This window comes from Kineococcus rubinsiae, from assembly GCF_011839805.1.
GTDB classification, from domain to species: Bacteria; Actinomycetota; Actinomycetes; order Actinomycetales; family Kineococcaceae; genus Kineococcus; species Kineococcus rubinsiae.
Map to the genome: position 1 here is coordinate 122,999 of NZ_VWPY01000004.1, position 23,363 is coordinate 146,361.

General features: G+C 74.0%; 23 protein-coding genes. 10 read left to right on the plus strand and 13 right to left on the minus strand.

Annotated features, from left to right (window positions below):
- Positions 1-58 precede the first annotated feature (58 nt).
- Both F1544_RS26135 and F1544_RS04410 read left to right on the plus strand, forming a co-directional pair.
- Positions 59-1,270: a methyl-accepting chemotaxis protein gene (locus F1544_RS26135; protein ID WP_167582473.1), complete on the plus strand. Its 1,212-nt coding sequence runs from the start codon at positions 59-61 to the stop codon at positions 1,268-1,270.
- 101 nt (positions 1,271-1,371) lie between these two features.
- Complete coding sequence (locus F1544_RS04410; RefSeq protein WP_167582475.1) at positions 1,372-1,752, plus strand: RidA family protein; 381 nt, start codon at positions 1,372-1,374, stop codon at positions 1,750-1,752.
- An 82-nt stretch (positions 1,753-1,834) separates the two neighbouring features.
- Here F1544_RS04410 and F1544_RS04415 read toward each other — a convergent pair whose 3' ends face one another.
- The gene (locus F1544_RS04415) at positions 1,835-2,563 is read right to left on the minus strand and encodes an SDR family NAD(P)-dependent oxidoreductase (protein WP_167582477.1); all 729 of its coding nucleotides are present in this window, start codon (positions 2,561-2,563) and stop codon (positions 1,835-1,837) included.
- 91 nt (positions 2,564-2,654) lie between these two features.
- Between F1544_RS04415 and F1544_RS04420 the strand changes: the two genes are divergently transcribed.
- On the plus strand, positions 2,655-3,608 hold the full coding sequence (locus F1544_RS04420; protein ID WP_167582479.1) for an AraC family transcriptional regulator: 954 nt from the start codon (positions 2,655-2,657) through the stop codon (positions 3,606-3,608).
- 43 nt (positions 3,609-3,651) lie between these two features.
- Here the strand turns inward: F1544_RS04420 and ligA are convergent, their stop codons facing one another.
- Genes ligA through F1544_RS04435 form a run of 3 tightly spaced genes read right to left on the minus strand, consistent with a single transcriptional unit; the run spans position 3,652 to position 7,560 of the window.
- Positions 3,652-5,910, minus strand: coding sequence for an NAD-dependent DNA ligase LigA (gene ligA / locus F1544_RS04425; protein WP_167582481.1), 2,259 nt, complete (start codon positions 5,908-5,910; stop codon positions 3,652-3,654).
- 45 nt (positions 5,911-5,955) lie between these two features.
- Entirely contained in the window at positions 5,956-6,492 is a 537-nt protein-coding gene (locus tag F1544_RS04430) for a GNAT family N-acetyltransferase (RefSeq protein WP_167582483.1), read from the minus strand.
- 42 nt (positions 6,493-6,534) lie between these two features.
- Positions 6,535-7,560, minus strand: a complete 1,026-nt coding sequence (locus tag F1544_RS04435) for a uroporphyrinogen decarboxylase/cobalamine-independent methonine synthase family protein (protein ID WP_208971268.1) — start codon at positions 7,558-7,560, stop codon at positions 6,535-6,537.
- A 127-nt stretch (positions 7,561-7,687) separates the two neighbouring features.
- Between F1544_RS04435 and F1544_RS04440 the strand changes: the two genes are divergently transcribed.
- Complete coding sequence (locus F1544_RS04440; protein WP_308469876.1) at positions 7,688-8,983, plus strand: DUF445 domain-containing protein; 1,296 nt, start codon at positions 7,688-7,690, stop codon at positions 8,981-8,983.
- A gap of 18 nt (positions 8,984-9,001) precedes the next feature.
- Here F1544_RS04440 and F1544_RS04445 read toward each other — a convergent pair whose 3' ends face one another.
- Complete coding sequence (locus tag F1544_RS04445) at positions 9,002-9,790, minus strand: MBL fold metallo-hydrolase (RefSeq protein ID WP_167582485.1); 789 nt, start codon at positions 9,788-9,790, stop codon at positions 9,002-9,004.
- Positions 9,791-9,944: 154 nt separating this feature from the next.
- Between F1544_RS04445 and F1544_RS04450 the strand changes: the two genes are divergently transcribed.
- Positions 9,945-10,991, plus strand: a complete 1,047-nt coding sequence (locus tag F1544_RS04450; RefSeq protein ID WP_167582487.1) for a glutathione S-transferase family protein — start codon at positions 9,945-9,947, stop codon at positions 10,989-10,991.
- Between the two features lie 64 nt (positions 10,992-11,055).
- On the opposite strand, the gene F1544_RS04455 is transcribed toward F1544_RS04450, so the two are convergent.
- The 4 genes from F1544_RS04455 to F1544_RS23320 all read right to left on the minus strand — a co-directional run bounded on the left by F1544_RS04455 (position 11,056) and on the right by F1544_RS23320 (position 16,021).
- A complete protein-coding gene (locus F1544_RS04455; RefSeq protein WP_167582488.1) occupies positions 11,056-12,039 on the minus strand; it encodes an aldo/keto reductase in 984 nt (327 codons plus the stop codon).
- 411 nt (positions 12,040-12,450) lie between these two features.
- Positions 12,451-15,030 carry a bifunctional lysylphosphatidylglycerol flippase/synthetase MprF gene (gene mprF / locus F1544_RS04460; RefSeq protein WP_167582490.1) on the minus strand — a complete coding sequence of 860 codons (2,580 nt, stop codon included), beginning with the start codon at positions 15,028-15,030 and terminating at the stop codon, positions 12,451-12,453.
- A gap of 82 nt (positions 15,031-15,112) precedes the next feature.
- Complete coding sequence (locus F1544_RS23315) at positions 15,113-15,529, minus strand: hypothetical protein (RefSeq protein WP_208971269.1); 417 nt, start codon at positions 15,527-15,529, stop codon at positions 15,113-15,115.
- Between the two features lie 36 nt (positions 15,530-15,565).
- The gene (locus F1544_RS23320; RefSeq protein WP_208971270.1) at positions 15,566-16,021 is read right to left on the minus strand and encodes an alpha/beta fold hydrolase; all 456 of its coding nucleotides are present in this window, start codon (positions 16,019-16,021) and stop codon (positions 15,566-15,568) included.
- 435 nt (positions 16,022-16,456) lie between these two features.
- On the opposite strand from F1544_RS23320, the gene F1544_RS04470 reads away from it, so the two are divergent.
- Positions 16,457-18,037, plus strand: a complete 1,581-nt coding sequence (locus F1544_RS04470; RefSeq protein WP_167582492.1) for an FAD-dependent monooxygenase — start codon at positions 16,457-16,459, stop codon at positions 18,035-18,037.
- A gap of 5 nt (positions 18,038-18,042) precedes the next feature.
- On the opposite strand, the gene F1544_RS04475 is transcribed toward F1544_RS04470, so the two are convergent.
- Together F1544_RS04475 and F1544_RS04480 are read right to left on the minus strand one after the other, a co-directional pair.
- The gene (locus tag F1544_RS04475; RefSeq protein WP_167582494.1) at positions 18,043-18,360 is read right to left on the minus strand and encodes a hypothetical protein; all 318 of its coding nucleotides are present in this window, start codon (positions 18,358-18,360) and stop codon (positions 18,043-18,045) included.
- Positions 18,361-18,829: 469 nt separating this feature from the next.
- Positions 18,830-19,774: a phosphotriesterase family protein gene (locus F1544_RS04480; RefSeq protein WP_167582496.1), complete on the minus strand. Its 945-nt coding sequence runs from the start codon at positions 19,772-19,774 to the stop codon at positions 18,830-18,832.
- 277 nt (positions 19,775-20,051) lie between these two features.
- On the opposite strand from F1544_RS04480, the gene F1544_RS23325 reads away from it, so the two are divergent.
- The 3 genes from F1544_RS23325 (at position 20,052) to F1544_RS04490 (ending at position 20,805) form a co-directional block, all read left to right on the plus strand.
- On the plus strand, positions 20,052-20,219 hold the full coding sequence (locus F1544_RS23325) for a hypothetical protein (RefSeq protein WP_208971272.1): 168 nt from the start codon (positions 20,052-20,054) through the stop codon (positions 20,217-20,219).
- Complete coding sequence (locus F1544_RS26790; protein WP_208971306.1) at positions 20,216-20,422, plus strand: MBL fold metallo-hydrolase; 207 nt, start codon at positions 20,216-20,218, stop codon at positions 20,420-20,422. Before F1544_RS23325 ends, F1544_RS26790 begins: the two co-directional genes overlap by 4 nt.
- Positions 20,423-20,484: 62 nt before the next feature.
- Entirely contained in the window at positions 20,485-20,805 is a 321-nt protein-coding gene (locus F1544_RS04490) for a hypothetical protein (protein WP_167582498.1), read from the plus strand.
- A gap of 61 nt (positions 20,806-20,866) precedes the next feature.
- Here the strand turns inward: F1544_RS04490 and F1544_RS04495 are convergent, their stop codons facing one another.
- Both F1544_RS04495 and F1544_RS04500 read right to left on the minus strand, forming a co-directional pair.
- Positions 20,867-21,307, minus strand: a complete 441-nt coding sequence (locus F1544_RS04495) for a hypothetical protein (RefSeq protein WP_167582500.1) — start codon at positions 21,305-21,307, stop codon at positions 20,867-20,869.
- Between the two features lie 105 nt (positions 21,308-21,412).
- Positions 21,413-22,795: a hypothetical protein gene (locus F1544_RS04500; protein WP_167582502.1), complete on the minus strand. Its 1,383-nt coding sequence runs from the start codon at positions 22,793-22,795 to the stop codon at positions 21,413-21,415.
- A gap of 158 nt (positions 22,796-22,953) precedes the next feature.
- Here F1544_RS04500 and F1544_RS04505 point away from each other — a divergent pair, with 158 nt between their 5' ends.
- On the plus strand, positions 22,954-23,337 hold the full coding sequence (locus F1544_RS04505) for a hypothetical protein (protein WP_167582504.1): 384 nt from the start codon (positions 22,954-22,956) through the stop codon (positions 23,335-23,337).
- Positions 23,338-23,363 lie beyond the last annotated feature (26 nt).

Below are 23,363 nucleotides of genomic sequence, written 5' to 3' on the forward strand. Positions count from 1 at the left end.
CGGACGCGGAACCCCCGCTCCGCCTCAAGCGCAACCGCCGGGGCGCCGATGGACCGGTGTGGCCTCCACCCCTTCCTGCAGCACCGTCGCCGCGCCGCCTCCGTCCTACTGGATCGAGTCGACCGCCGCGTTCCGCGTCGTCAGCAACCTCACCGTCGGCACGCGCATCATCGGCGCGGCGGTCCTGACCGGGATCGCGGGGGCCGCGACGGCCCTGGGCGTGCAGCAGGTCCTCGCGGGCGAGCGCGGGCCGCTCTGGGTGGCCGGTGCCGTCCTGCTGCTCGCGGTGGCCGTCTTCGCGTCCTACTTCGTGTCGCAGATGGTCGTCATGACCCTGCGCCGCGTCAGCTACGCCCTGCAGGGCATGGCCGACGGGGACATGACGCGGAGCATCGGCGTCGCGAGCTCCTGCGAGCTGGGCACCCTGGCGTCCACGCTGCGCATGGCGCAGCACGGCGTCGCCGACGCCATCGGCGTCATCTCCCGCTCCGCGGCCGCGCTGGCCACGTCCTCCCACGACCTGACCGCCGTGTCGGGGCGCATCGCCGAGTCCGCCGAGGACGCCGCGTCGCGCGCCACCGACGTCGCCACCGCGGCCGGCCACGTCTCCGTCAACGTCCGCGCCGTCGCGACGGCGACCGCCGACATGGGCTCCTCGGTCGGGGACATCGCCACCAGCTCCGCCGAGGCCGCCGTGATGGCCGCGACCGCCGTCACCGAGGTCCACAGCACGACCGAGTCGATCAGCCGCCTGGGCGCGTCCAGCGCCGAGATCGGCAGCACGGTGAAGGCCATCACCGCGATCGCCCAGCAGACCAACCTGCTCGCGCTGAACGCCACGATCGAGGCGGCCCGGGCGGGCGAGGCCGGCAAGGGCTTCGCGGTCGTCGCCGCCGAGGTCAAGGAGCTCGCCATGGAGACCGCCGCGGCCACGGAGGACATCTCCCGCAAGGTCTCCGCGATCCAGAGCGACACCGAGTCCGCGGTCGAGGCCATCGGCCGCATCGCCGCGACCATCGACCGCATCAACGACCTGCAGGGCGGCATCGCCGCCTCCGCGGAGCAGCAGACCGCGACCACCGCGAGCATGGGCGAGGACATCTCCGACGCCGCCCGCGGTTCCGCGGAGATCTCCGCGGGCATCGACAGCGTCGCGGGCGCCGCCCGCGGCACGACCGAGGCCGTCGGCGCCTCGCGCGCCTCGGCCGCGGAGCTCACCCGCCTCTCCGACGAGCTCGGGCAGGTCGTCGCCCGCTTCCGCCTCCACTAGGACCCGCCGGGCGCTGGACCCCCTGGACCCCCCTGGACCCGCCGGACCCTGGACGCGCCCGGACCGGCGCGGGACAGTGACCGCCTCACCGAGGAGGCGCCGTGCCGCGACAGGTCATCACCACCCCCGACGCACCCCGCTCGCCGTTCTACAGCCAGGGCGTGCGGGCCGGGACGCTCGTGCTCGTGTCGGGGACGACGGGCGTCGACCCGGCCACGGGCTCCTTCGCCGGCGACACCGTCCAGGCCCAGACGCGCCAGGCGCTGCGCAACTGCGAGGCCGTCCTGCGGGCGGGCGGCGCCAGCCTCGACGACGTCGTGGAGGTGGGCGTGCTGCTCACCGACCCGGACGACTTCGCCGGCATGAACGAGGAGTACGCGCGGTGGTTCCCGGTCGACCCACCGGCCCGCTACGCGGCGCGGCTCGGCGCCGCGCTGCCCGGGCTGCTCGTCTCGATCCGCATGACGGCGTCCACGGCCTGACCCCCGCCTCGCCGGCGACTGCGGGGGCGGGGCGGGGAGCCGCTCGCGCGGCCCCCCGCCCCGCCGGTTCACGCCGGCGACGTCACCCGGAGATGCCGCTGAGGTCGAAGGACCGCGGCGGGCCCGCGAGGAGCGCCTTGGCCTGGACGCCGTAGCGGTCGAGGACCTCGACCTCACCGGCCTCCAGCCCGTCCAGCGCCAGCCGCACGAGGTCGGCAGGGTCGTTCAGGGCCCCCTCGGGCAGGTCCAGGCCGTGCTCCCGAGCGAAGGCCTCCATCGACTCCGTGGCCGTCAACCCCGGCACGAGGGCGGTCACCTGGGTCCCCTGCGCGGCCAGCTCGGCCCGGATCCCGTTGGTCAGGCCCCACTGCGCGGACTTGGCCGCCGCGTAGGCGGAGTTGCCCTCGACCGTGGTCCACGCCGCGGCCGAGAGGACGTTGAGGATCGCGCCGCCGCCGTTGCGGGCCAGGACGGGCGCGAAGGCGCGGACCATCGCCAGGGTCCCCCAGAAGTTCGAGTCGACCACCTCGCGGACCGCGCGCAGGTCACCCCCGAGCAGGTCGCCGCCGGCGGTGGACGCCGCGTTGTTGATCAGGACGTCGACGTCGCCGGCGGCCGCGGCGGCCGCCTCGACGGAGGCCTGGTCGGTGATGTCGAGGCGGAGGACCTCGACCCCGGGGACGTCGACGAGCTCCGGGCGCCGGGCGGTGGCGTAGACCTTGGCGCCGCGGCGCAGGAGCTCGGTGGTGAAGGCGCGGCCGATGCCGCGGTTGGAGCCGGTGACCAGTGCGGTGCTGCCGTGGAGGTTCATGGTTCGACCGTAGGGAGCTCGGGTGCGCGGATCGATGCCCGGACGACTCGTCTTCTTGCTCGTCCGCCTCACGCCGTGGTGAGGTGGCGCCGTGGATCCCCTGAGCGACGTCCTGTCCGTGTCGGGCGTGCGGGGGGCGCTGGGCAACCGCGTCGCCGCCGGCGGCCGCTGGGCGATGGCCCTGGACGACTGCGCCGGGGAAGCCGTGCTGCACACCGTCACGTCGGGCAGCGCGTGGCTGAGCGTGCCGGGGCGCGACCCGCTGGAGCTGGCCGCGGGTGACGTCGTCCTGGTGGGCGCCGGTGTCCGCCACACCCTGGGCGACTCCGCCGTGGCGGTGGGACCGCGCTGCGACCGCGCCGCGGCCGTGCGCCGCGGTCGCACGGGCGAGGTCCTCACGCTGGGCACCGCCCCCGCCACGACGGGCGTCGTCACCCTCGCCTACACCTGCGACCGCACGGCCCTCACCCAGGTGGTGCTCGGCCTGCCGGACCTCGTGCACGTCCGGGCCGGCACCGGCACCCCGGGCCTCGACGCCACCGTCCGGCTGCTGCGCGAGGAGCTGGCCGACCCCCGGATCGCCTCGACCGCGGTGCTGAGCCGCCTCGTCGACGTCGTGCTCGTGCAGCTGCTGCGGGCGTGGCTGGACACGCGCCCGGCCACGTGCCGGGGGACGTGGCTGGCGATGACCCAGGACCCGGTGGTCGGCCGGGCCCTCGAGCAGCTGCACGCCGACCCGGCGCGGGCGTGGACGACGTCGTCCCTGGCCGGCGCGGTCTCGGTGTCCCGCGCGACGCTCGCCCGGCGCTTCCCCGCGGTCATCGGCCAGACCCCCGCGGCCTACCTGACGACGTGGCGCATGGACCTCGCGGCGGTCCGCCTGCGGCAGGGGCGCGAACCGGTGGAGGTGGTCGCCCCAGCGGTCGGGTACACCTCCGTCCCCGCCTTCACGCGGGCCTTCACCCGGGCGCACGGCCAGACGCCCGGGCGGTACCGCACGGAGGCGCGGCGCGCGGCGCAGGCGCCGGAGGGCGCCACCGCGTAGGAGCTCCTGCACCCGGCCCGGGGATACGTCGGTCAGGCGTTCCTCAGGCGCGGGGTTCCGCGGTCGCGGCGTCCTCCTCGGGTGCGGTGGTCCCCGGCTCCCCGCCGGCGGCAGGCTCCTCCCCGCCGGCGGCGGACTCCTCCCCGTCGGGCGCGGGCTCCTCCTCGACCGGCAGCGCGACCGCGTCCGGCCCGCCCTCGAGCAGGGCGCGGAACGCGTCCTCGTCGAGGATCCGGACGCCCAGCTGCTGCGCCTTGTCGGCCTTCGTGCCCGGGGCGTCGCCGACGACGACGTAGGACGTCTTCTTCGACACGCCGCTGGACGCCTTGCCGCCGCGGCTGAGGATCGCCTCCTTGGCCTCGTCGCGGGAGAACCCGGTGAGCGACCCCGTCACGACGAGCGTCAGGCCCTCCAGCGTCCGCGGCGTCGACTCGTCGTGCGGGTCCTCCATGCGGACCCCGGCGCGGCGCCACTTCTCGACGACCTCGCGGTGCCAGTCCACCTCCAGCCACTCCACGAGCGCCTCGGCGATGACGGGGCCGACGCCCTCGGTGGACGCGAGCTCCTCCACCGAGGCCGCCTCGATCGCGGCCATGCTGCCGAAGCGGCCCGCGAGCGCCCGCGCGGCCGTGGGCCCGACGTGGCGGACCGACAGCGCGACGAGGACGCGCCACAGCGGCTGGGCCTTCGCGCCGTCGAGGTTGGTCAGCAGGCGCCGGCCGTTCGCCGACATCGACCCGCTCTTGTTCGTGAACAGCGGCACGCGCAGGAGGTCGTCCTCGGTGAGGGTGAACACGTCGCCCTCGTCGGTCAGCACCCCGGCCTGCAGCAGCGCGGTGGCGGCCTCGTAGCCGAGGGACTCGATGTCGAACGCGCCGCGGCCGGCGACGTGGAACACGCGCTCGCGCAGCTGGGCGGGGCAGCTGCGCGCGTTGGGGCAGCGGATGTCGACGTCGTCGGCGCGCTCGTGGCGCAGCGGGGTCCCGCACTCGGGGCACTCGGTCGGCATGACGAACTCGCGCTCGTCGCCGGTGCGCTTCTCCACGACCGGCCCGACGACCTCGGGGATGACGTCCCCGGCCTTGCGGACGACGACCGTGTCCCCGATGAGGACGCCCTTGCGCTTGACCTCGTCGGCGTTGTGCAGCGTGGAGAGCCCGACCGTGGAACCCGACACCTTCACGGGTTCCAGGAACGCGAACGGCGTGACCCGGCCGGTGCGGCCCACGTTGACGCGGATGTCCAGCAGCGTCGTCGTGACCTCCTCGGGCGGGTACTTGTAGGCGATCGCCCAGCGCGGTGCGCGGCTGGTGGAACCCAGCCGGCGCTGCAGCGCGACGTCGTCGACCTTGACGACCACGCCGTCGATCTCGTGCTCGACGTCGTGGCGGTGCTCGCCGTAGTGGCGCACGTAGTCGGCGACCTCGGGCAGCGTCTCGACGACCCGCGCGCGGGCCGGGGTCGCGAGGCCCCACGCCTTCAGCTTGGCGTAGGCGTCGGACTGGGTGGAGTTCTCCAGGCCGCGCCGGGCGCCGATGCCGTGCACGAGCATGCGCAGCGGGCGCGTCGCGGTGACGCGGGGGTCCTTCTGCCGCAACGACCCCGCAGCCGCGTTGCGGGGGTTCGCGAACGGCGGGCGGCCCGCCTCGACGAGCCCGGCGTTCAGCTCCTCGAACGCCTTCACGTGGAAGAACACCTCGCCGCGGACCTCGAGGAACTCCGGCACGGGGTTCCCGTCGTCGCCGCGCAGGACCTGCGGGACGTCGTCGATGGTGCGCACGTTCAGGGTGACGTCCTCCCCCGTGCGCCCGTCGCCGCGCGTGACGGCGCGCACGAGCCGGCCGTCCTCGTAGACGAGGTCGATGGCCAGGCCGTCGATCTTCGGTTCGCAGAGGTAGCGGACGCCGGCGCCGACCTCCTTCTCGACCCGGCCGGCCCACGCGGACAGCTCGTCGAGGGAGAACGCGTTGTCGAGGCTGAGCATCCGCTCGGGGTGGTCGACCGCCGTGAACTCGGTGGAGAACGTGCCGCCGACGGTCTGGGTCGGGGAGTCCGGGACGCGCAGCTCGGGGTGCTCGTCCTCGAGCGCGCGCAGCTCCTTCTCGAGCGCGTCGTACTCGCCGTCCGTCAGCGGCGAGGCGTTGCGGACGTAGTAGGCGAACCGGGCCGCGTTGACCTGCTGCACCAGGTCGTCCCAGCGGTGCCGCGCCGCCGGGGGGACGCTGGAGCTCTCCGTCGTGTCACCGGCCGTGGTGCCGCTCGCCGTCGTCTGGTCCGCCGTCGTCTCGCTCACGCCGACCATCCTGCCGTGCCCCTGCGACAGGCGCTCCCGGCGGCGCGGGGGCGCTCAGCGGGTGGTCGGCCGGCGCAGCACCACGAACTCGAGGTCGTCGCGGCGCGGCTGGCCGAACCGCTCGTCGCCGTGCGGGAAGGGCTTGCGCTCCCCCGTCGCGGCGAAGCCGAGCCGCTCGTACCAGGCGATGAGGTCGGTGCGCTGGCCGATGACCGTCATCTCCAGCGCCGGGGCGTTCCACCGGCGCACGGCCTCGGCGTCGGCGTGGGTGAGGAGCCGGCGCCCCACGCCGCGGCCCTGCAGCTTCGGGCGCACCGCGAACATCCCGAAGTAGGCGCCGGCTTCCGAGCGCCGCAGCTCGCAGCAGCCCAGGAGGCCGTCGGCGCCCTCGGCGAGCAGGACCGCGGCGTCGGGGTCCGCGACGATCGCCGCGACGGACTCCGCGTCGGTGCGCTGGCCCTCCAGCAGGTCGGCCTCGGTGGTCCAGCCCTCGCGGCTGCTGAGGCCGCGGTAGGCGGACTCGACGAGGACGAGGACGTCCTGGACGTCCTCCGGGCCGGCGTCGCGGAAGGTGAGGGTCTCGGAGTCCACGCCGTCATGGTGCCCGACCGCCGGGCCCCCGCGGACGGGACGTCAGTCGGCCGTGGACTCCTCCAGGGCGGCGCCGGCCTCGCGCAGCCGCCGCAGCAGCGGCCGGACGGCGTCGGGGCTCATCGCCGCGAGGCCGGACACGGGCGTGAGGACGACCCCGGCGAGCGCCGCGGCGGGCAGCCCCACCTGCCGCCAGGGGACGCGGACGCGGTCGCGCAGGTCGGCCGTGGACGGCAGGTCGCCCGCGACGGGGGCGACCCCGGCCCACAGGCGCACGCCGTCCTCGACCGTGGCGGCCACCGACTCCCACCCGCGGTCGTCCAGGGCCGTGACGTCGAGGGCGATGCCCGCGGCGCCGGCCTCGCGCACGAGGGCGAAGGGCGCGTCCTGCACCGCGACCCGCACGACGGGCTCGGCCCCGGCGCGCCGGACGGCGTCGAGCACCTCGCGCAGTCCCGCCCGCACCTCCGGCTCGTGGACGGCGCGCAGCGTCCCGTAGCCCGAGGCGGTGGGGAGCCGGCCCGCCAGGACCGCGGGGATCGACGGCTCGTCGACCTGGACGACGACGCGGGCGCCCGGCACGAGGCGGCGGACGTCGGCGACGTGCTGCGCGACGCCCTCGGCCAGCGAGGTGACGACGTCGCGGCGCGCGCCGTGGTCGGAGGCCGCGAGCTCGCCGCGGGTGAGCTCGACGCCCGCGAGCAGCGACCAGGGGCCGAGCACCTGCACGACGAGCGGGCCGCCCCAGCCGTCGGCGGCCTCGGCGAACTCGTCGAGGTCGTTGGCCAGGAAGGCCCGGGCCCGGTGGTGGTCGCGGCCCGGCGCGTCGACGAAGCGCCAGCCGGCGGGCTGCAGGTCGACGGCGAGGTCGACGAGGAGCGCGGCCGTGCGGCCCACGGGGTCCGCGCCGGGACCGCGGGCGGGCAGCTGCGGCAGGTGCGGGAGGTGCGGGTCCTCGCCGAGGTCGGCGAGGACCATCCGGGCGGCGGCGCGCGGGTCCTCGCCGGGCAGCGGCCCGAGGCCGGTGACGGCGCCGGGGGCGGTGAGGAGGGCGGCGGGATCGGGCACGCGCGCACGCTACCCGCCGGGGGTCGCCCGACCGTCGCTCCGCCCGGCGCCCGCGGCAGCCGGTCGGCGCCCCGGTCCGAGCCGTCAGTGGCGGGACGGGGCGCCCCGCGTCGGCGAGGATGACCCCGTGAGCACCACGACGCCGACCCGCCCGGCAGCACCCTCCGCCCCGCGCCTGGACGCGCTCGACGCGCCGGGTGACGCGGAGCGCCGCCGGGGCCTGCGGGCCATGCGCACCACGGCCACGGCACTGCTCGTGCTCGCCGCGGTCGTCTACGCGCTGACGATCGGGCGCGACGGCGTGCTCGGCTTCGTCAACGCGGGGGCCGAGGCCGCCATGGTCGGGGCCGTCGCCGACTGGTTCGCGGTCACGGCGATCTTCCGCCGTCCCCTGGGCCTGCCGATCCCGCACACGGGCCTCATCCCGAACCGCAAGGAGGCCCTGGGCAAGAGCCTCGAGCAGTTCGTCGCGGAGAACTTCCTGGCCGAGGACGTGGTGCGGGACAAGGTGGAGCGCGCCGGCGTGCCCGCCCGCGTCGGCTCCTGGCTGGTGCAGCGCGGCGGGGCCGAGCGCGTCGTGGTCGAGGCGTCGACGGTCCTGACCGGGGCGCTGGGCGTCCTGCGCGACGAGGAGGTCACGGCGGTCCTGGACCAGGTCGTCATCCGCCGCTTCGCCGCCGAGCCGTGGAGCCCGACGCTCGGCCGCCTGCTCGGCGAGGTCGTCCGCGACGGCAGCCACCACCCCGTCGTCGACCTCACCCTGGCCGAGGCCCGGACGTGGCTCGTGAACAACGAGGACACGGTGCGCCGCCTGGTCGAGGAGCGCGCCCCCCTGTGGGCGCCGGACTGGCTGAACGAGCGGCTCGGGCGCCGCGTGCACACGGAGGCGCTGCGCTGGGTCGGCGACGTCCTCGACGACGAGAACCACCCCGGCCGGCAGGCCATCGACGACCTGCTGGCCCGCTACGCCGACGCGCTGCAGCACGACCCGGAGACCCGGGCCAAGGCCGACGAGTTCCAGTACCGGCTGCTGAACTCCCCCGGGCTGGCCGACACCGTGCAGGGCGTGTGGTCGGCGCTGCGCGGCTACCTCGTCGACGCCCTCGACGACCCGGGCTCCTCGCTGCGCCAGCGCAGCGTCGAGGCCCTGCGCGACGTGGGGCAGCGCATGCTCGACGACGCCTCGTTCGCCACGCGCGTCCAGGGCCACCTGACGGACGCCGCGGGCCACGTCGTCCGGCGCTTCGCCCCCGAGATCGCCACCGTCATCTCCGACACCGTCGCCCGCTGGGACGGCGCCGACGCCGCCAAGCGCATCGAGCTGCACGTCGGGCGCGACCTGCAGTTCATCCGCATCAACGGCACCGTCGTCGGCGGGCTGGTGGGTATCGTCATCCACGCCGTGACGGTGCTGGCCACCTGAGCCGGCCCGCTCGGCCCGTCAGTCCATCCAGCCCGGCGGGGCCTCGGAGATCACGGGCGTGAGCTCGGGCTGCAGGTCGAACGTCAGGCCCGGGGTGTCGGGCAGCACGCGGCGCAGCCCGAACGAGAACTCCTCGAGGTACTCGACCTCGCCGGTCGCCGACAGCCGGAAGGGCTGGTCGTGGCCGGGGCGGACGACGTCGGAGAGGTCGACGAGCTTGCCCACGGAGCGGTTGGCCTGCTCCTCGTTCCAGAACACCAGGGCGTTGCGCCGCTGCTGGGCGACCATCGCGTTCTGGATCGCGTCGCCGGTGACCACGACGACGCCGTCGTCCGTGTCGACGGAGGCCGCGATCGTGCCGGGCGAGTGCCCGGCCGCCTCGACGACCGAGACCCCGGGCGCCAGGTCGTGCCCCTCGGTGACGGAGCGGATGTCGTACCGGTCGAGCACGGCCTTCGTCCACGCCGGCGTCGCGTGGTCCCCGCCGTGGGGGTTGGAGATGTAGTCGAGCTCCTTCGGGTGCGCCAGCACCACCGCGTTGTCGAAGTACTGGATGCCCTGCACGTGGTCCCAGTGGGCGTGGGTGAGCAGCAGGACGTCGATGTCGGAGGCGGTCAGCCCGCGGGCCGCGAGCGCCTGGCGCAGCACGACCCCGCGACCGAAGTGGCCGGTGTCGACGACGATGCGTGTCACCCCGCCGGCCCCGTCGGGCGCCTCGATGAGGTTGACGCTGCAGAACGCGATGTCACCCACGGTGGACTCGACCTGGTAGCCCTGCAGGAGCGTGTGCACGGTGGCCTTGGCCATCTCGGTGGACCCCCTCGTCCCGGTGGTCCCGGCGGACCGCCTCTGCGCCCATCCTGCCCTCCGGCGACCGCGACGGCCGCCGGTCGGGCGACCGCGCGGTGCGGCGGGTCGCCGTGCGGAGCTACCGTCGGAGCTCGACCAGCGGAGGAGCAGCATGAGCGAGACCAGCACGGGCACTCCGGGCGGCAGCACGGGGTACGTGAACCCGACGGGTGACTTCCGGCGCGACCAGCGCTACATCGAGACACGGATCACCGCCGACGGCCGCGACGGCTACCCCGTCGAGGCCGGCCGCTACCGCCTCGTCGTCAGCCGGGCCTGCCCCTGGGCCAACCGGGCGATCATCGTGCGCCGCCTGCTCGGGCTGGAGTCCGCGCTGTCGATGGGCGTCTGCGGCCCGACGCACGACGAGCGCAGCTGGACGTTCGACCTGGACCCGGACGGACGCGACCCGGTGCTCGGCATCGAGCGGCTGCAGGAGGCGTTCTTCGCGCGCATCCCGGGCTACGACCGCGGCATCACGGTCCCGGCGATCGTCGACGTCCCGACCGGTCAGGTCGTCACCAACGACTTCCCGCAGATGACGATCGACCTCTCGCTGGAGTGGATGGAGTTCCACCGCGAGGGTGCGCCGCAGCTGTACCCGGAGCACCTGCGCGAGGAGATCGACGCCGTCAACCGCGACGTGTTCCGCGACGTGAACAACGGCGTCTACCGCGCGGGCTTCGCGGGCACCCAGGAGGCGTACGAGAAGGCCTACGACCGGTTGTTCGCCCGCCTGGACCAGCTGTCCGAGCGCCTGGAGCGCCAGCGCTACCTCGTGGGCGACACGATCACCGAGGCCGACGTGCGGCTGTTCACCACGCTCGCGCGCTTCGACGCCGTCTACCACGGGCACTTCAAGTGCAACCGGTCCAAGCTCGCCGAGATGCCGGTGCTGTCGGCGTACTTCCGCGACCTGTACCAGACCCCGGGCTTCGGCGACACGACGGACGTGCTGCACATCAAGCAGCACTACTACGTCGTGCACCGCGACATCAACCCGACGGGGATCTTCCCGAAGGGGCCGGACCTGTCGGGCTGGCTGGAGCCGCACGGCCGGGAGGCGCTGGGCGGCAGGCCCTTCGGCGACGGGACGCCCCCGCCGCCGCCCGTGGCCGGCGAAGAGGTCCCCGCCGGGCACTCGCCGCACACCAGCTGAGGGACGCCCCCGACGCGACGCGCGCGGTGGCCCGGGACGACCCGGACCACCGCGCGCGCTCGTGTCACCAGCGGTCGTGCACGTGCTCCGCGACGAGCTCGTCGTAGACGGCCCGCACGGCCGCGGACTGCTCCGCGGTCGGCGCCGGCAGGTCCGCGGCGGCGGCGTTGCCCTGGGCCTGGCCCGCGTTGCGCGCCCCGGGGATCACGACGCTGACGCCGGGCTGCTCGACGATCCAGCGCAGCGAGAACGCCGCGAGCGGGACGTCGCCGGCGACGGCCTTCAGGCGCCGCGCGGCCTCGACCCCGACGGGGAACGGCACGCCCGCGAAGGTCTCGCCGATGTCGAAGGCGGAGCCGTCGCGGTTGTAGGTGCGGTGGTCGTCGGCGCCGAAGGTGGTGTTCTCGTCGTAGCGGCCCGACAGCAGGCCCGAGGCGAGCGGGACGCGCACGACGACCCCGACGCCGGCGGCGGCGGCCGCGGGCAGGAACTCCGTGACGGGCTTGAGCCGCAGCGGGTTGAGGATGATCTGCACGCTGGCCACGTTCGGGCGGGCCACGGCGGTCAGCCCCTCGGCGACGGTCTCGACGGAGACGCCGTAGTTCCTGATCCGGCCCTCCTCGACGAGGGTGTCGAGCGCGTCGTAGACCGCGTCGGTGGAGTACACGGGCGTCGGCGGGCAGTGCAGCTGCACCAGGTCGAGGGTGTCGACACCGAGGTTGCGGCGGCTGCGGTCGTTCCACGCGCGGAACGCGTCGAGCGTGTAGGCCGCCGGCGCGTGCGGGTCGGCGCGCCGGCCCATCTTCGTGGCCACGAACGTGCCCTCGGGGGCGCCGTCGGCGAGGAACCGGCCGAGCAGCTGCTCGCTGCGCCCGTCGCCGTAGACGTCCGCGGTGTCGAAGAACGTCACCCCGGACTCGGCCGCGCCCCGCAGGGTCGCGAGCGCGTCGTCCTCGACGACCGTGCCCCAGTCACCGCCGAGCTGCCAGCAGCCCAGCCCCACCACGCCGACCTCGCGGCCGGTCCTTCCCAGCGTCTGCGTCTTCACGTTGGCCGACCCTACGGCCTGCCGGGGGCGACGACCCGACGAGACCGGCGCCCGTCCGCGGTACCGGTGAGTGCGAGCGCTCGCTCAGGACCGCGGCAACCAGCCCGCCGTCGTCGGCGATGCCCTGCAGGGCCAGCGCCGCGCCCAGGGAGCGGAGTCCCGGGAGGGCCGAGGCGTCCTCGCGCTGGTGGGCGGAGATGGCGCGGACGTCGAGAGCATCGATCAGCGGGGTCATCGTCCGGCGCCTCCCAGGACGCCGCCTTCCTCGCCACCCACCGCGCCCTGCACCAGGCCCGCTGGGACGCCTCCTCCCCCGGCGCCCCGGCACCCCTGCCCGAGCAGTAGCGCCGGCGGACGGCCGACGCACGGACGACGGGTTCCGACGCTCCCGGGCCCGCCCGCCCGACTCGATCAGCCTCGGAGGACGCCCCGCAGACCTCCCCCGACGAGCGTGGCGACGTCGGTCATGACGTTGGGCAGGGCCAGTCCACCGGGCGCAGCCACGTAGCAGGTCCGCCAGTCCGGGTCGAAGCCCTGCTTGAAGGTGCGCAGGCCCTTGAAGTTGTAGAAGCGCTCGCCGTAGGTCCACAGCAGGTGGCCGAGACGGTCCCACGGGGACGCCGCGGCGTCGGTCCGCAACCCCGACAGGGGCGCCATCCCCAGGTTGAACGTCGCGAAGCCGTTGTCCTTGGCCCACAGGATGCACTCGACGAAGAGGAAGGTCATCACGGTGCGTGGACCGTCGGGCAGGCGACGCATGAGGTCGACCTGCACCTCGCGGCCGTCGCCACCGACCCACAGGGTCGCGAAGGCGGTGATCCGACCCTCGTGCCGGATCACGACCAGGGGGAAGCGGCAGACGTAGTCCTCGTCGAACGCGCCCAGGGAGAAGCGCTTCTCCCTGCCGTTGCGGTGGGCGAGCCAGACCTCGGAGACCTCGCGCAGCTCGCTCAGCAGCGGCGCGACGTCCGCGGCGGCGACGAACTCGACGACCAGCCCGAGGCGCTGAGACTTGTTGCGGCAGTTGCGCAGCCCCATCCTGGCCTTGCCGGCGAGCGTGAACCCCGCGAGCGGGACGACGGCCTCCTCCCCGAGCTTGGCCAGGCTCAGCCCGCACTCGCGGTACAGGTCGACGTGGTCGGTGAGCACGTTGTAGAACGCCGGCCGGCCCCCGTGCCGGTCGATCTCGGCCAGGAAGCTGAGGACGAGCCCCCGGAAGGCGTCCGGGTCGCCGACCGGGTCCCCCATCACCACCCAGCTGCGCCCCTCGACCTGGTACATGAGGAAGGCCGTGCCGTCGGGGCTGAAGTGGAACCGCTTGTCGCCGGTGAAGGCCAGGTGCGACACGCAGCGCCCCGACCGGGCCACGATCGTCGCGACCCTGGCCATCTCCTGCTCGTCCGCGGCCCGCGGAGCAGGGGCGGTGGCCGAGAAGGCGCGGCGCCCGCCGATGAGGACGCCCACGGTGCCCGCCGCCATCACGAGCCGGTCCAGCGCCGGAGTGTCCTGCGAGAGGGACGCCACCAGGAGCGGTGCGTCGACGGCGGCGCCCAAGCCGCTGAGCTCGTGCCACCAGACGGCGGTCCCGACCAGCACCGTCGCCAGGACCGGCCGGAGGACCGTGCGCCGGTGGACCGGGCAGCCACCGCGGTGGAACGCCGACCGGGTGCGGAGGAGGGGCAGGGCGAGCACGGCGGCCGCGGCCGCCAGGACGAGGTCACCGTGCGTGGCCGCGAGCGCCGCGACGCCGCCCAGGAGCGTCAGGGCGGCGATCCAGGCGCCGCGCAACCGCCGGTGCAGGCCCCCGGCCACGAGCAGGGCGGCCACCCCGACGAGGCTGGTCGTGACGGCCGAGGGGTCGAGCGTCGCGGACCCCGGCAGGTCTCCGGCCACCACCATGAAGACCCCGGCTCCGGCGACGCTCAGCGCCAGCACCGCCGGGGTGCGCACGGAGGGGACCCACCGCGGTGAGCGCGGCCCCGCGCTCACCGGCACGACCGCCGCGGCGGAGCGGCTCGCTGTGACGGCACGGCTCGCTGCGACGGCCCCGGAGGCGCGTCGCGCCTCGTGCACCACGAGCAGGGCAGCGGCCAGGAGCAGCGGCAGCACGTAGTAGCAGAGCCGGTAGACCACCAGGGCCGCCGCGAGTCCTGCGGGTGACGTGGTGGAGCCGATCAGCACGACCAGGGTTGTCTCGAAGACCCCCAGCCCACCGGGGAGGTTGCTCACCAGGCCGGCGACGACCGCGATCGCGAAGGCCGCGGCGAAGGGGAGGAAGGCGACCCGGCCCTCGGCGGGCAGGAGCACGTGCAGAACCGCCGCCATGCTCAGCCACTCGAACGTGGACAGCAGGACCTGAACCAGCGCCAGGCGGGGGGACGGCCGGTCGACGCGGAGCCGGCGCCGGCCGGACGGTCGACCCGCCGCGGTCCAGGCGAGGTAGCCGAGGACCGCCGCCACCAGCAGCGCACCGACGGCGAGCACCGCGGTCACCGGCAGGTGCAGCGCCACGGCGACACCGGTCGGGTCGTGCAGCACTCCGCCGCCGGCCAGGACGGCGGCACCCAGCGCCAGGGTGACCGCGTTGATGCCGACGACCCTGGTGATGGTCGAGACCGGGACCTGCCAGCTGGAGTAGACGCGCACCCGCAGCGCCGCCCCCACCAGCGCCGAGGCGCCCAGGTTGTTGCCGAAGGCCGTGGCGATGAAGGAGGCCGTGCCGTAGCGGCGGTAGGGCAGCGGGTGCCCGACGCAGCGCAGCGCGACGGCGTCGTAGCCCGTCATGGCCAGGTACGACACCGCGGTGAGGACCAGGGCGGCCACCACGACGCCCGGACCGACCGTCAGCACGTCACCGGCCACCCCGGCCCAGGACAGCCCGCGGAAGGTCCGGTGCAGCACGGCCACGGCAACGGCGAGCAACCCCACCACGAGCAGGGGGACGAGCAGACGACGCAGAGGAGGAGCTGACACCGTCGGCGGGAGACTCACCCCCCAGGCCTCGGCAGTCCAGAGCACGTCCTTGAAGCGAGGGGGTGGGCCCCCTCGTACCGGCCGTGAGGTCGGCGTCGACCTACCCGCGCTCCACCAGGTGGGCGTGCAGTCGGCGGACGGCGTCGGCGACCTCCGCCGGAGCGTCGAAGGGCTGGTCGTGGCCGCTGGCGATGCGCCGGTGGTCGACCAGGCGCGGGAACGACCGGGCGTGCTCCTGGCACGGGCGGGGTCGCAGAGCCGGGTCCTCGGTCGGGTCCAGGACGATCGCGGGCACCTCGAGCGCCGGCAGGGTCGCCAGGAACCGCTCGTCGTCCTCGTAGCGGGCCGCGCCGGGCACCAGCCCGAAGCGGTGCCGGTAGGAGTGGACGACGACGTCGACGAAGTCGGGGTTGTCGAAGGCGGGCGCCACCCGCTCGAAGTGCGCCTCCGAGATCGCCCGCGCGGGCGACCACTCGGTCCACAGCTGCCGCGCCAGGTCCCGGCGGTAGCGGCTCAACCCGGCCCGCCCGCGCTCGCCGTGGAAGTAGTACTGCTACCAGTCGCGGCTCTCCTGCAGCGGCGGCGCGGGGTCGCGGAAGGCGGCGATGTTCTGCACCGAGCACCCCCCGAGGGCGACCACCCCGCCGACGAGGTCCGGGCGCAGCGCCGCCGCCACGCACGCGGCCCGACCGCCCCAGTCGAAGCCCACGAGGATCGGGGCCTGCAGGTGCAGCGCGTCCACCAGGTCTAGGACGTCACGGCCGATCGCCGCCTGCTGGCCGGAGCGCGGCGTCACCTCGGACGTGAACCGGGTCGGCCCGAAGCCGCGGGACCAGGGCGCGAGGACCCGCGCACCCGCGTCGGCGAGCTCGGCCGCGACGGCCTCGAAGGAGTCCGGGCCGTAGGGGAACCCGTGCAGGAGCAGGACGGGCCAGCCGTCCTCGGTCCCCGCCGTCTCCACCCCCACCTCGAGCAGTCCGCTGGACACGACGGTGCGGGTGAACGTCACGGGGCCGACGCTAGGCGGGCACCGGTGGGGAGGCGACACGAGCTCCACCGCCGGAACGCCGGGCCCCACGAGGAGAGGGCGACCGATCACACCTGGAGCTCGTCGCGGCGCCGGACCAGGAAGGTGCGCTGGGCGTCGTTGCCGGCGCTGTCGACGGCCTGGTCGTAGGCCGGTCCGGCCGAGGTGGACGAGTGTGGTTGCACGCATCAGACGGACCCTCTCCGGCTGCACCCCGCCGGACGGCACCCGACCCTCGCGCGCCCCGAGATCGGGACGCCCTGCAGGGCTGCGCCCTGCCCGGGATCCTGCGAGACTCTCCCGCCTGGCCGACGAAGCTGGACCGCTCGCCGTCGCCCCTCTCTGCTGATCGCTCTGGTGCCACCGGTGCCGGAACTTCCGGACCGCTCCTCGTCCCGACCACCGTGGAAGCGACACATGAGCACCGTGAGCATGGACGACCTGCCCGTCGAGGAGACCGACGTCCTCGTCGTCGGCGCCGGACCCACCGGTCTCATGGCCGGTCTCGTCCTGTCCCGCCGGGGTGTCACCAGCGTGGTCATCGACCAGAAGGCGGGACCGACGCGGGAGTCCAGGGCGCTGGCGGTGCAGGCCCGCACCATGGAGATCTACGACCAGCTCGGCCTCGTCGAGGACGTGATCGCCGGGGCCTACCTGGCCACCGGGATGCAGCTGCGGGCCGCGGGCGAGCCGGCCGCTCTCGATCTGGGACCGGCTCAACGACCCTTCACCCGCTACCCCGGGATCCACATCTTCGAGCAGAGCCGCAACGAGGAACTGCTGTCCTCCGCCCTCGCCGCAGTCGACAGCGACCACGACGATGTCGGCGACGGTGGGCGCGAGGAGCGGGGAGTGCGCTGGCAGCACCGCCTCCTCCACCTCGACGACCACACCGACCGCCCCGGCGGCCGCGTCGAGGCTCTCCTCGAAGGACCGGGAGGTCGACTGGTCCGCGTGCGGGCCCGCTGGTGCATCGGTGCCGACGGAGCGGGATCCGCAGTGCGAGGCACCCTGAACCTCCCCTTCGAAGGGACCACGAACGACGCGGTGTTCTGGGTGGCCGACCTGCGCGGCGTCCAGGGACTGCCGGAGAACTCCCTGGCGGCCCGGATGGGGAAGGCGTCCTTCGCCCTGCTCTTCCCCCTGGGCCCGGACGGCCACGCCCGCGTGGTCTCCATGGTCAACGGCGACAGTGCGGAGCAGACGCCGGTGCTCGCCGCCGCCCGCACCGATCTCGGACTGGAGTTCACCGCGGTCGAGTGGTTCTCCACCTACCGCGTGCACCACCGCGTCGCCGCCCACTTCGCCAGAGGGTCGGTGTTCCTGGCCGGTGACGCCGCCCACGTCCACTCACCCGTCGGTGGGCAGGGCATGAACACCGGTCTGCAAGACGCCCACGACCTCGCCAACCTCCTCGCGGACGTCACCCACGGCTTCGCCCGGCCGGATGCGTTGCCACGGTACGAGCGCGAACGCCGCGCCGTAGCGGTTCACCTGGTCGAGGTCACCGATCGAGCCTTCGGCCTCGTCTCCCGCAGCACGCGCGGAACCGCGTGGATCCGCCGACGGGCCGTCTCGCTGATCGGGCCGCTGGCCCCGAAGGTCCTGAGCACCTCGATCGGCGCTCGGGTCGCGGGGTGGCTGGGGCAGTACCGCATCCACTACTCCTTCGCCCCTGAGGGGGCGCCGACCCCCCCGTGGGCCACCGACCGGGCCGTGGGACGGCGCCTGCCTCCGGCGGGTGACAACACCGACGCCCTGCGGAGCTTCACCTGGCAGTTGCACAGCTACGGGAACCCCGTCGAACGACCCGACGCCCCGAGCTGGATCGAGGGCCCCCGCGACTTCGGAGTCGACCCGGCAGCGCGCCTGCGTCCCGACCGGCTCTACCTCATCCGCCCGGATGGTTTCGTCGCCGCATCCCTCCCCGTGCGCGGGGGTGTCGCCGACGCAGCAGCCCTCCGCTCCGCAGCGCGGGCGCATCAGCTGGCCACCTGAGGACCTCAGACCCACCTGCTGGGAACGCCGACGGGGGCAGCGCCGGTGAGCTGGACGTCGCCGACCATGCCATCGCCGTCGTCGACGCCTCGGGCACCCAGGTCGTCCGGGGGATGGTCGAGCACCCCACCGCCGGCCTCACCCGCACGACCCGCCTGCTGACCCGTGCTGGTGTCGACGAGCTCGCTACCGAACGCGGCGACGGACCCGTCGTCGATGCACTGCTCGAGGTCTGGTTCCCCGTCCTCGTCATCGCACCCGGCCACGTCGAGCACCTGCGCCGAGACGACGGACCGCTCGCAGGCGCTGCAGAGCTCAAGCACGGGGAAGTGTGTCGATGACACGTGTGACCGATCGGGCTGGTCGGAAGCCGCCCGCGCCCGCTGCTCGTGGCCACGCACCTGGCGCGCTCGACGGTGGACACGGCGACACAGGTCAGCCCTCGGACGGACGACCGGCTCGAGAGGTCAGCTGTGTCGCTCGTCGACGGTGACGCCCGCTGGGCCGGTCACCGACGCTGGCCGTGCTCCCCGCTCAGTCGTCTCCGCCGCCCCTCAGGTTCCGGGGTGGGCTCCTCGATCCGAGCTGACCCGCCTCTCGAGGCTCACCTCCACACCGGGCGCGGCAGGCCAGGCCGTTCTCCTGCGCCACCTGGGGAGGCAGCTGCTCACCGGCACGACCACGGCCGGCGTCGACGCCGAACTGGTGCTGGTCGAGGGGGACAGCCTGGGGATCGCGGCGGAGTTCCGAACCTCCTCGCGGACCGGGCGACGATCCCGGCCCGCGGTGTGACTACCGCCCGAAGGCGCGGAACGGGTTGCCGACGCAGAGCTCGTCGACGACGTCCTGCCCGACACCCGCAGCCCGCAGCGCCGGCAGGAACGAACCCGTCAGGTGCGTGAACGGCCGGGGCGTTCCACCGCCCGGCAGCGCCGGGTCGAACCACCCCGCGTCGTGGGACAGCAGGACCCGGCCGACCTGCCCCGCCTCCAGGCTGTCGAGCACCAGCTGGAGCGTCCGCGCGTCGTCGGCCTGCCCGACGTCGTCGAACTCGATCCACGCGCCGCGGTCGACGATCGCCTGCCGCAGCGCGGGATCGGGGATGGTCTGCGTGTGGATCGACAGGAAGCGGTCCGGCGCCAGCCCCTCGGCCACGGCGAGGTCGATCTGGCCCAACACGACCGCCCCGTCCGTGGTGTGGGAGCCGACGAGCGCCCCGGTGCGCGCCGCGGCCCGGGCCGCCGCGCGCACGACACGCTCCTCGACCGGGCGGATGCCGTCCTCGGCCGCCGAGATCTTGATGAACCCCGCGAGGACACCGGAGTCGTCGACGCCCTCGGTGAGCTCACGGTGCATCCACGCCTCGAGCTCGTCGTCGCTCGCGCCGTAGACCCAGTCCGGAACCCACGGTTCCCGGTAGACGCCGGTCGCGACCACCACGGGCACGCCCGTGCGGCAGCTCACGTCGAGGACGAGGTCGACGCGCCGCCCGAGGCCGGGAGGCGTGCACTCGACGAGCGCGGTGACCCCGGCGGCGGCCGCCCCGGCCAGCAGGGGTTCCACGACCGAAGCGAACTCCACCGGGTCGGCCTGGGCGAAACCCGGGGAGCCGGCCGGGCGGAAGTCGACGAGCAGGTGCTCGTGCGGCAGGACGAGGCCGACGTCCTGCGCGCGGAGGGGACCGAGCGTCGTGTGCAGGCGCGGTTCGCGTGCGTCGGTGCCGAGGGGTTCTGCCACGTCGTCTCCCGGGTCCGGTGGGCGTGGACCTGGTCCACGGCTGGACATCCTAGGAGTGCGCGAGTCGCGTGCTGCTCCTCCGGTGTCCGGTGTCGACAGGGTTCCGCACGATGACTCCCGCGCAGCCGCGCAGTCATCACCTCGACAGCCGCACCACAGGGGGACACGAGCGGGCGTGGACTCATCCGGGGCCACCCGTGGACGGGGTCACGACGGGGGGCGAGCGCAGTCGGGCGCGAGGGACGAGAGCCCGCCGACGACCGTCACCCCGGTCCTGGTGGCGGAACTGCTCGCCGAGGGCGAGCGGATGCCGCTCCACGTCCGAGTCATCGACCACCCGGCTGCGCGCGTGCTCGTCGACACCGGCATGACACGGCTGCGCCCGGCGGTGGCCGACAGGGACCCGCGCCTCACCCCCTCGGCACCTACGCCGGCCTCGACCTGAGCACCGTCGACGTCGTCGTCACCACGCACCCGCACTTCGACGACTGCGGCGGCAACCACCTCTTCCCCGGCCGCCCCGTCCACATCCAGCGCCGCGAGCTCGACGACGCGAAGAGCCAGGACGACACGATCCGCGAGTCGCGTGAGGACCCCAGGAGCGACTCCACGGTCGTGCCGACGTCCGAGCGGGCGGTGGTTCGGTGATCAGGGCGTGGAGTCTCTCTCACCGCCGAGCCGCGACGTCGGCCACCGCGCAGGATCTGCTCGTGGGACGGACACCGGCGAGCCGGCACAGCGTCGTGACCGTGGCCGTCCTGGTGGTGGTGCTGTCCGGCTGCGGCGGCGGTGGCGACCTGTCCTTCCGCAACGAGGGTCCCGACGACGTGAGCGTCGTCTCCGATGACCAGACCTCCACCGTCGAGGCGGACGGTGGGATGGTGATCCTCGACGCGGGATGCACGGACGGGGATGTCCTGGTCACCTTCCCCTGGGGCAGGACCGTCACGCTCACAGGCCCCGTGTGCCCGGACCAGGAGGTCGTCATCCACGACCAGGAGGTCGATCTGCGGCCCCACACCGACCACTGAGCCACCTCACGCTCATGCCGCCGGTCGCGCGAAGACGCGCACATGCCGCAGCTGGACACCGTCAGTCCTCCTGACCGGCCCGCTCCAGGGAGGCCGTGAGCTCAGCGAGCTCGACGTCGCCCACTGTCGGCGCGAAGTCCAACCCCTCCGTCGGCACGATGCCCGTACCGCTGCCCGCGACGGTGACGAACCAGGCTCCCTCCGCCCCGAACCAGTTCGCCTGCCCCAGCGCCCCGTGGTCCTCGGGTACGTCCCGGCTCGTGATGCGAACCAGCTGCCCGTCGCGTCCGTAAGCTGGACGCGGCACCAACAGCTCCACCACGACCTGCTCCCGCCGCACGCGCAGCAGCCGCGCCGCACCCTCCTCGGCCAACCGGTGCAGCTGCCCGGTCTCGGTGGTGGTCCCGACCTCCACCTCGCCGGTGGGTCCGACGACGAGCACGGTGTACGAGCGATCGTCTTCGTGCCTCACCCGCGCCCTGACACCCGTCACCTCAGCCATCCCCGCAGCATCTCCTCGAAGGTCCTCGAGCACCAGGCACGTCACGGTCATGCCGAGAAGCGCGCGGTCGAGTTCGCTGGCCGCAGGGCCGGCACCGCGGCTGCGTCACATATCGAGGTAGCCGTCCCTGGCGTCCTCCAGAGGTGGGGTTCGCCCGGTGTCCAGGTCTTCCATCAGCCCGATGTCGGCGTACTCCGGGTTGGCGATGGCCCCCACCTCGTCGAACAGAGGAATGCTCCGCCGCAGCCGAACACCGGGACGAGGTGCGTAGTCGAAGGTGAACTCCAGCTGCGTCGCCGGCCAGTCCCCGACCAACCGCGCCCGACTACCGCTCATCCCCTGCGTCAACGGGTGCCACCCGTCGGGACCAAGCCAGTACTGGTCCATCCGGTTCCACCGGGCGAGGACCTGCTGGGTGTAAGAGTCCGCATCCAGCGGCCGTGGGGGCAGCGGCCACGACAGGTCGCTGATGTCGACGTCGTCGCTAGTGAGCCACACCTGCGCCGGCTCCACGCCCGGCCGCAAGGCGACCACGCACGGGACAAGCGTCTCCCCCGAGTGCAGGTCACCGACTCGAGACGACTCCCTGCCGGGCGGGACACCGTTGGTCACCACGACCAGGTGCTCACGAACGGCCGCGGCCGCCCGAATCCCATCACCCAGCTGGAAGACCTGCAACGGTTCGGGGGTGTCCTGATCATCGCCGGCCGTACCGGTCGCGAAGGCCGCAGCGATGGTCCCCCGACGGGGTCCGTCCTCAGTGGGAGCCTCCCAGCCCAGCCGCCATAGCAACCCGGCCGCCGCCACGACTTCGTCGCTGTCCGGGTCCCCTTCGGGGTCGTAGAGGTAGCCGTGCCAGCGACCATCACCACCCAGAGGAGCAGGGGCTGCGGTCGGCTGCTCGGACTGTCCGGTCGCGGCTTCCACACGGTCCGGCAGGTCGCCGGTCCAGGCCAGGGAAAGCCAACAACTGGACCAGACCACCTCGTGGGTCTCCGTGCCCAGGTTGCGCAGCGACCACGGCGCGACGTCCAGCTGCACCCACAGCGCCTCCTCGCTGGTGAGCACAGCACGGACCGGCGCATCGGTGAACACCCTCTGCACCCGACCGTCGCGATCGACACGGGCCACCACCGCGCCGCTGACGAAGACCACAGGTTCGGCCTCGGCGCCGTGCACCAGCTCCTGCGCCGGTGCCGGTGAGGTACACCAGGCGCTGCCTGCGCCGGCCGCGGTCAACACCAGACACTCAGTCCACACGGTGGTGCTGACCCCGTCCAGGTCCACCCGCACCAGGGGCCCCAGGCGACCGTGCTGAACCCACAACCCGTCGCCGTCGGCGCAGACCACGACGTCCTCACCCGGCGGCGGCGGTGGCAGTTGCGCCCAAGAGACCAGCCGACGCAGAGCCCCGGTGTCGGGGTCGAGCACCGCGGCCACCGGCTGGAGCTCATCGAGCACCCACACCCCGCTGGTGGTGACGATCATCCGTCCTGGCCGCAGTGTCCGCACTAGACGATCCTGGCGGACAGACGCCGTCAGCACGGCCGACTTCGCGGTCATGGCGCCGTCCGCGAGCCCTGCAGCCGCTGGCCCGCCTCGACGGGAAGGTGCTGGCCGCCTTCGCCTGCGGTCATCCTGATCACATGTCCATGTTCAGCGGTCCGCCTTACCAGGACTACCTGCCATCAGAGCTGCGCGCCCAGACCGCCGAAGACCGCGCCCGACTGATGGAAGAGGCCCGCCAACCCAAGACCTATCCGCCACCGCGGCCCGGCCACGGCACCGTGTGGGTCATGCCACCCCACGACGACGACACCTGGAGCGGCAGCTGGCAAGACGACGGCAATCGCATGAGCGACGTCGAAGGTTCCTACCGGCAGGTCCGCGACTGGGTCGAGAGCCAGCCAGCGCCGACCAAGCTCATCTTCATCGCCGCCCTCGACCAGCACATCGGCCTCGACGACGCCGCCTGGGTCCAAGCTCTCCAGGGTGACGAAGGTCCGACGGCGGTCCACTTCTGCCGGTGATGACGGCTCGTGGACTTCACGGACAT

Coding starts and splice junctions, on each gene's coding strand:
- F1544_RS04415 (WP_167582477.1), bottom strand. CDS start 2,563: ATGAACCTCCACGGCAGCACCGCACTGGTCACCGGCTCCAACCGCGGC.
- ligA (WP_167582481.1), bottom strand. CDS start 5,910: ATGGTCGGCGTGAGCGAGACGACGGCGGACCAGACGACGGCGAGCGGC.
- F1544_RS04445 (WP_167582485.1), bottom strand. CDS start 9,790: ATGGCCAAGGCCACCGTGCACACGCTCCTGCAGGGCTACCAGGTCGAG.
- F1544_RS04450 (WP_167582487.1), top strand. CDS start 9,945: ATGAGCGAGACCAGCACGGGCACTCCGGGCGGCAGCACGGGGTACGTG.
- F1544_RS04470 (WP_167582492.1), top strand. CDS start 16,457: ATGAGCACCGTGAGCATGGACGACCTGCCCGTCGAGGAGACCGACGTC.
- F1544_RS04495 (WP_167582500.1), bottom strand. CDS start 21,307: ATGGCTGAGGTGACGGGTGTCAGGGCGCGGGTGAGGCACGAAGACGAT.
- F1544_RS04500 (WP_167582502.1), bottom strand. CDS start 22,795: ATGATCGTCACCACCAGCGGGGTGTGGGTGCTCGATGAGCTCCAGCCG.
- F1544_RS04505 (WP_167582504.1), top strand. CDS start 22,954: ATGTCCATGTTCAGCGGTCCGCCTTACCAGGACTACCTGCCATCAGAG.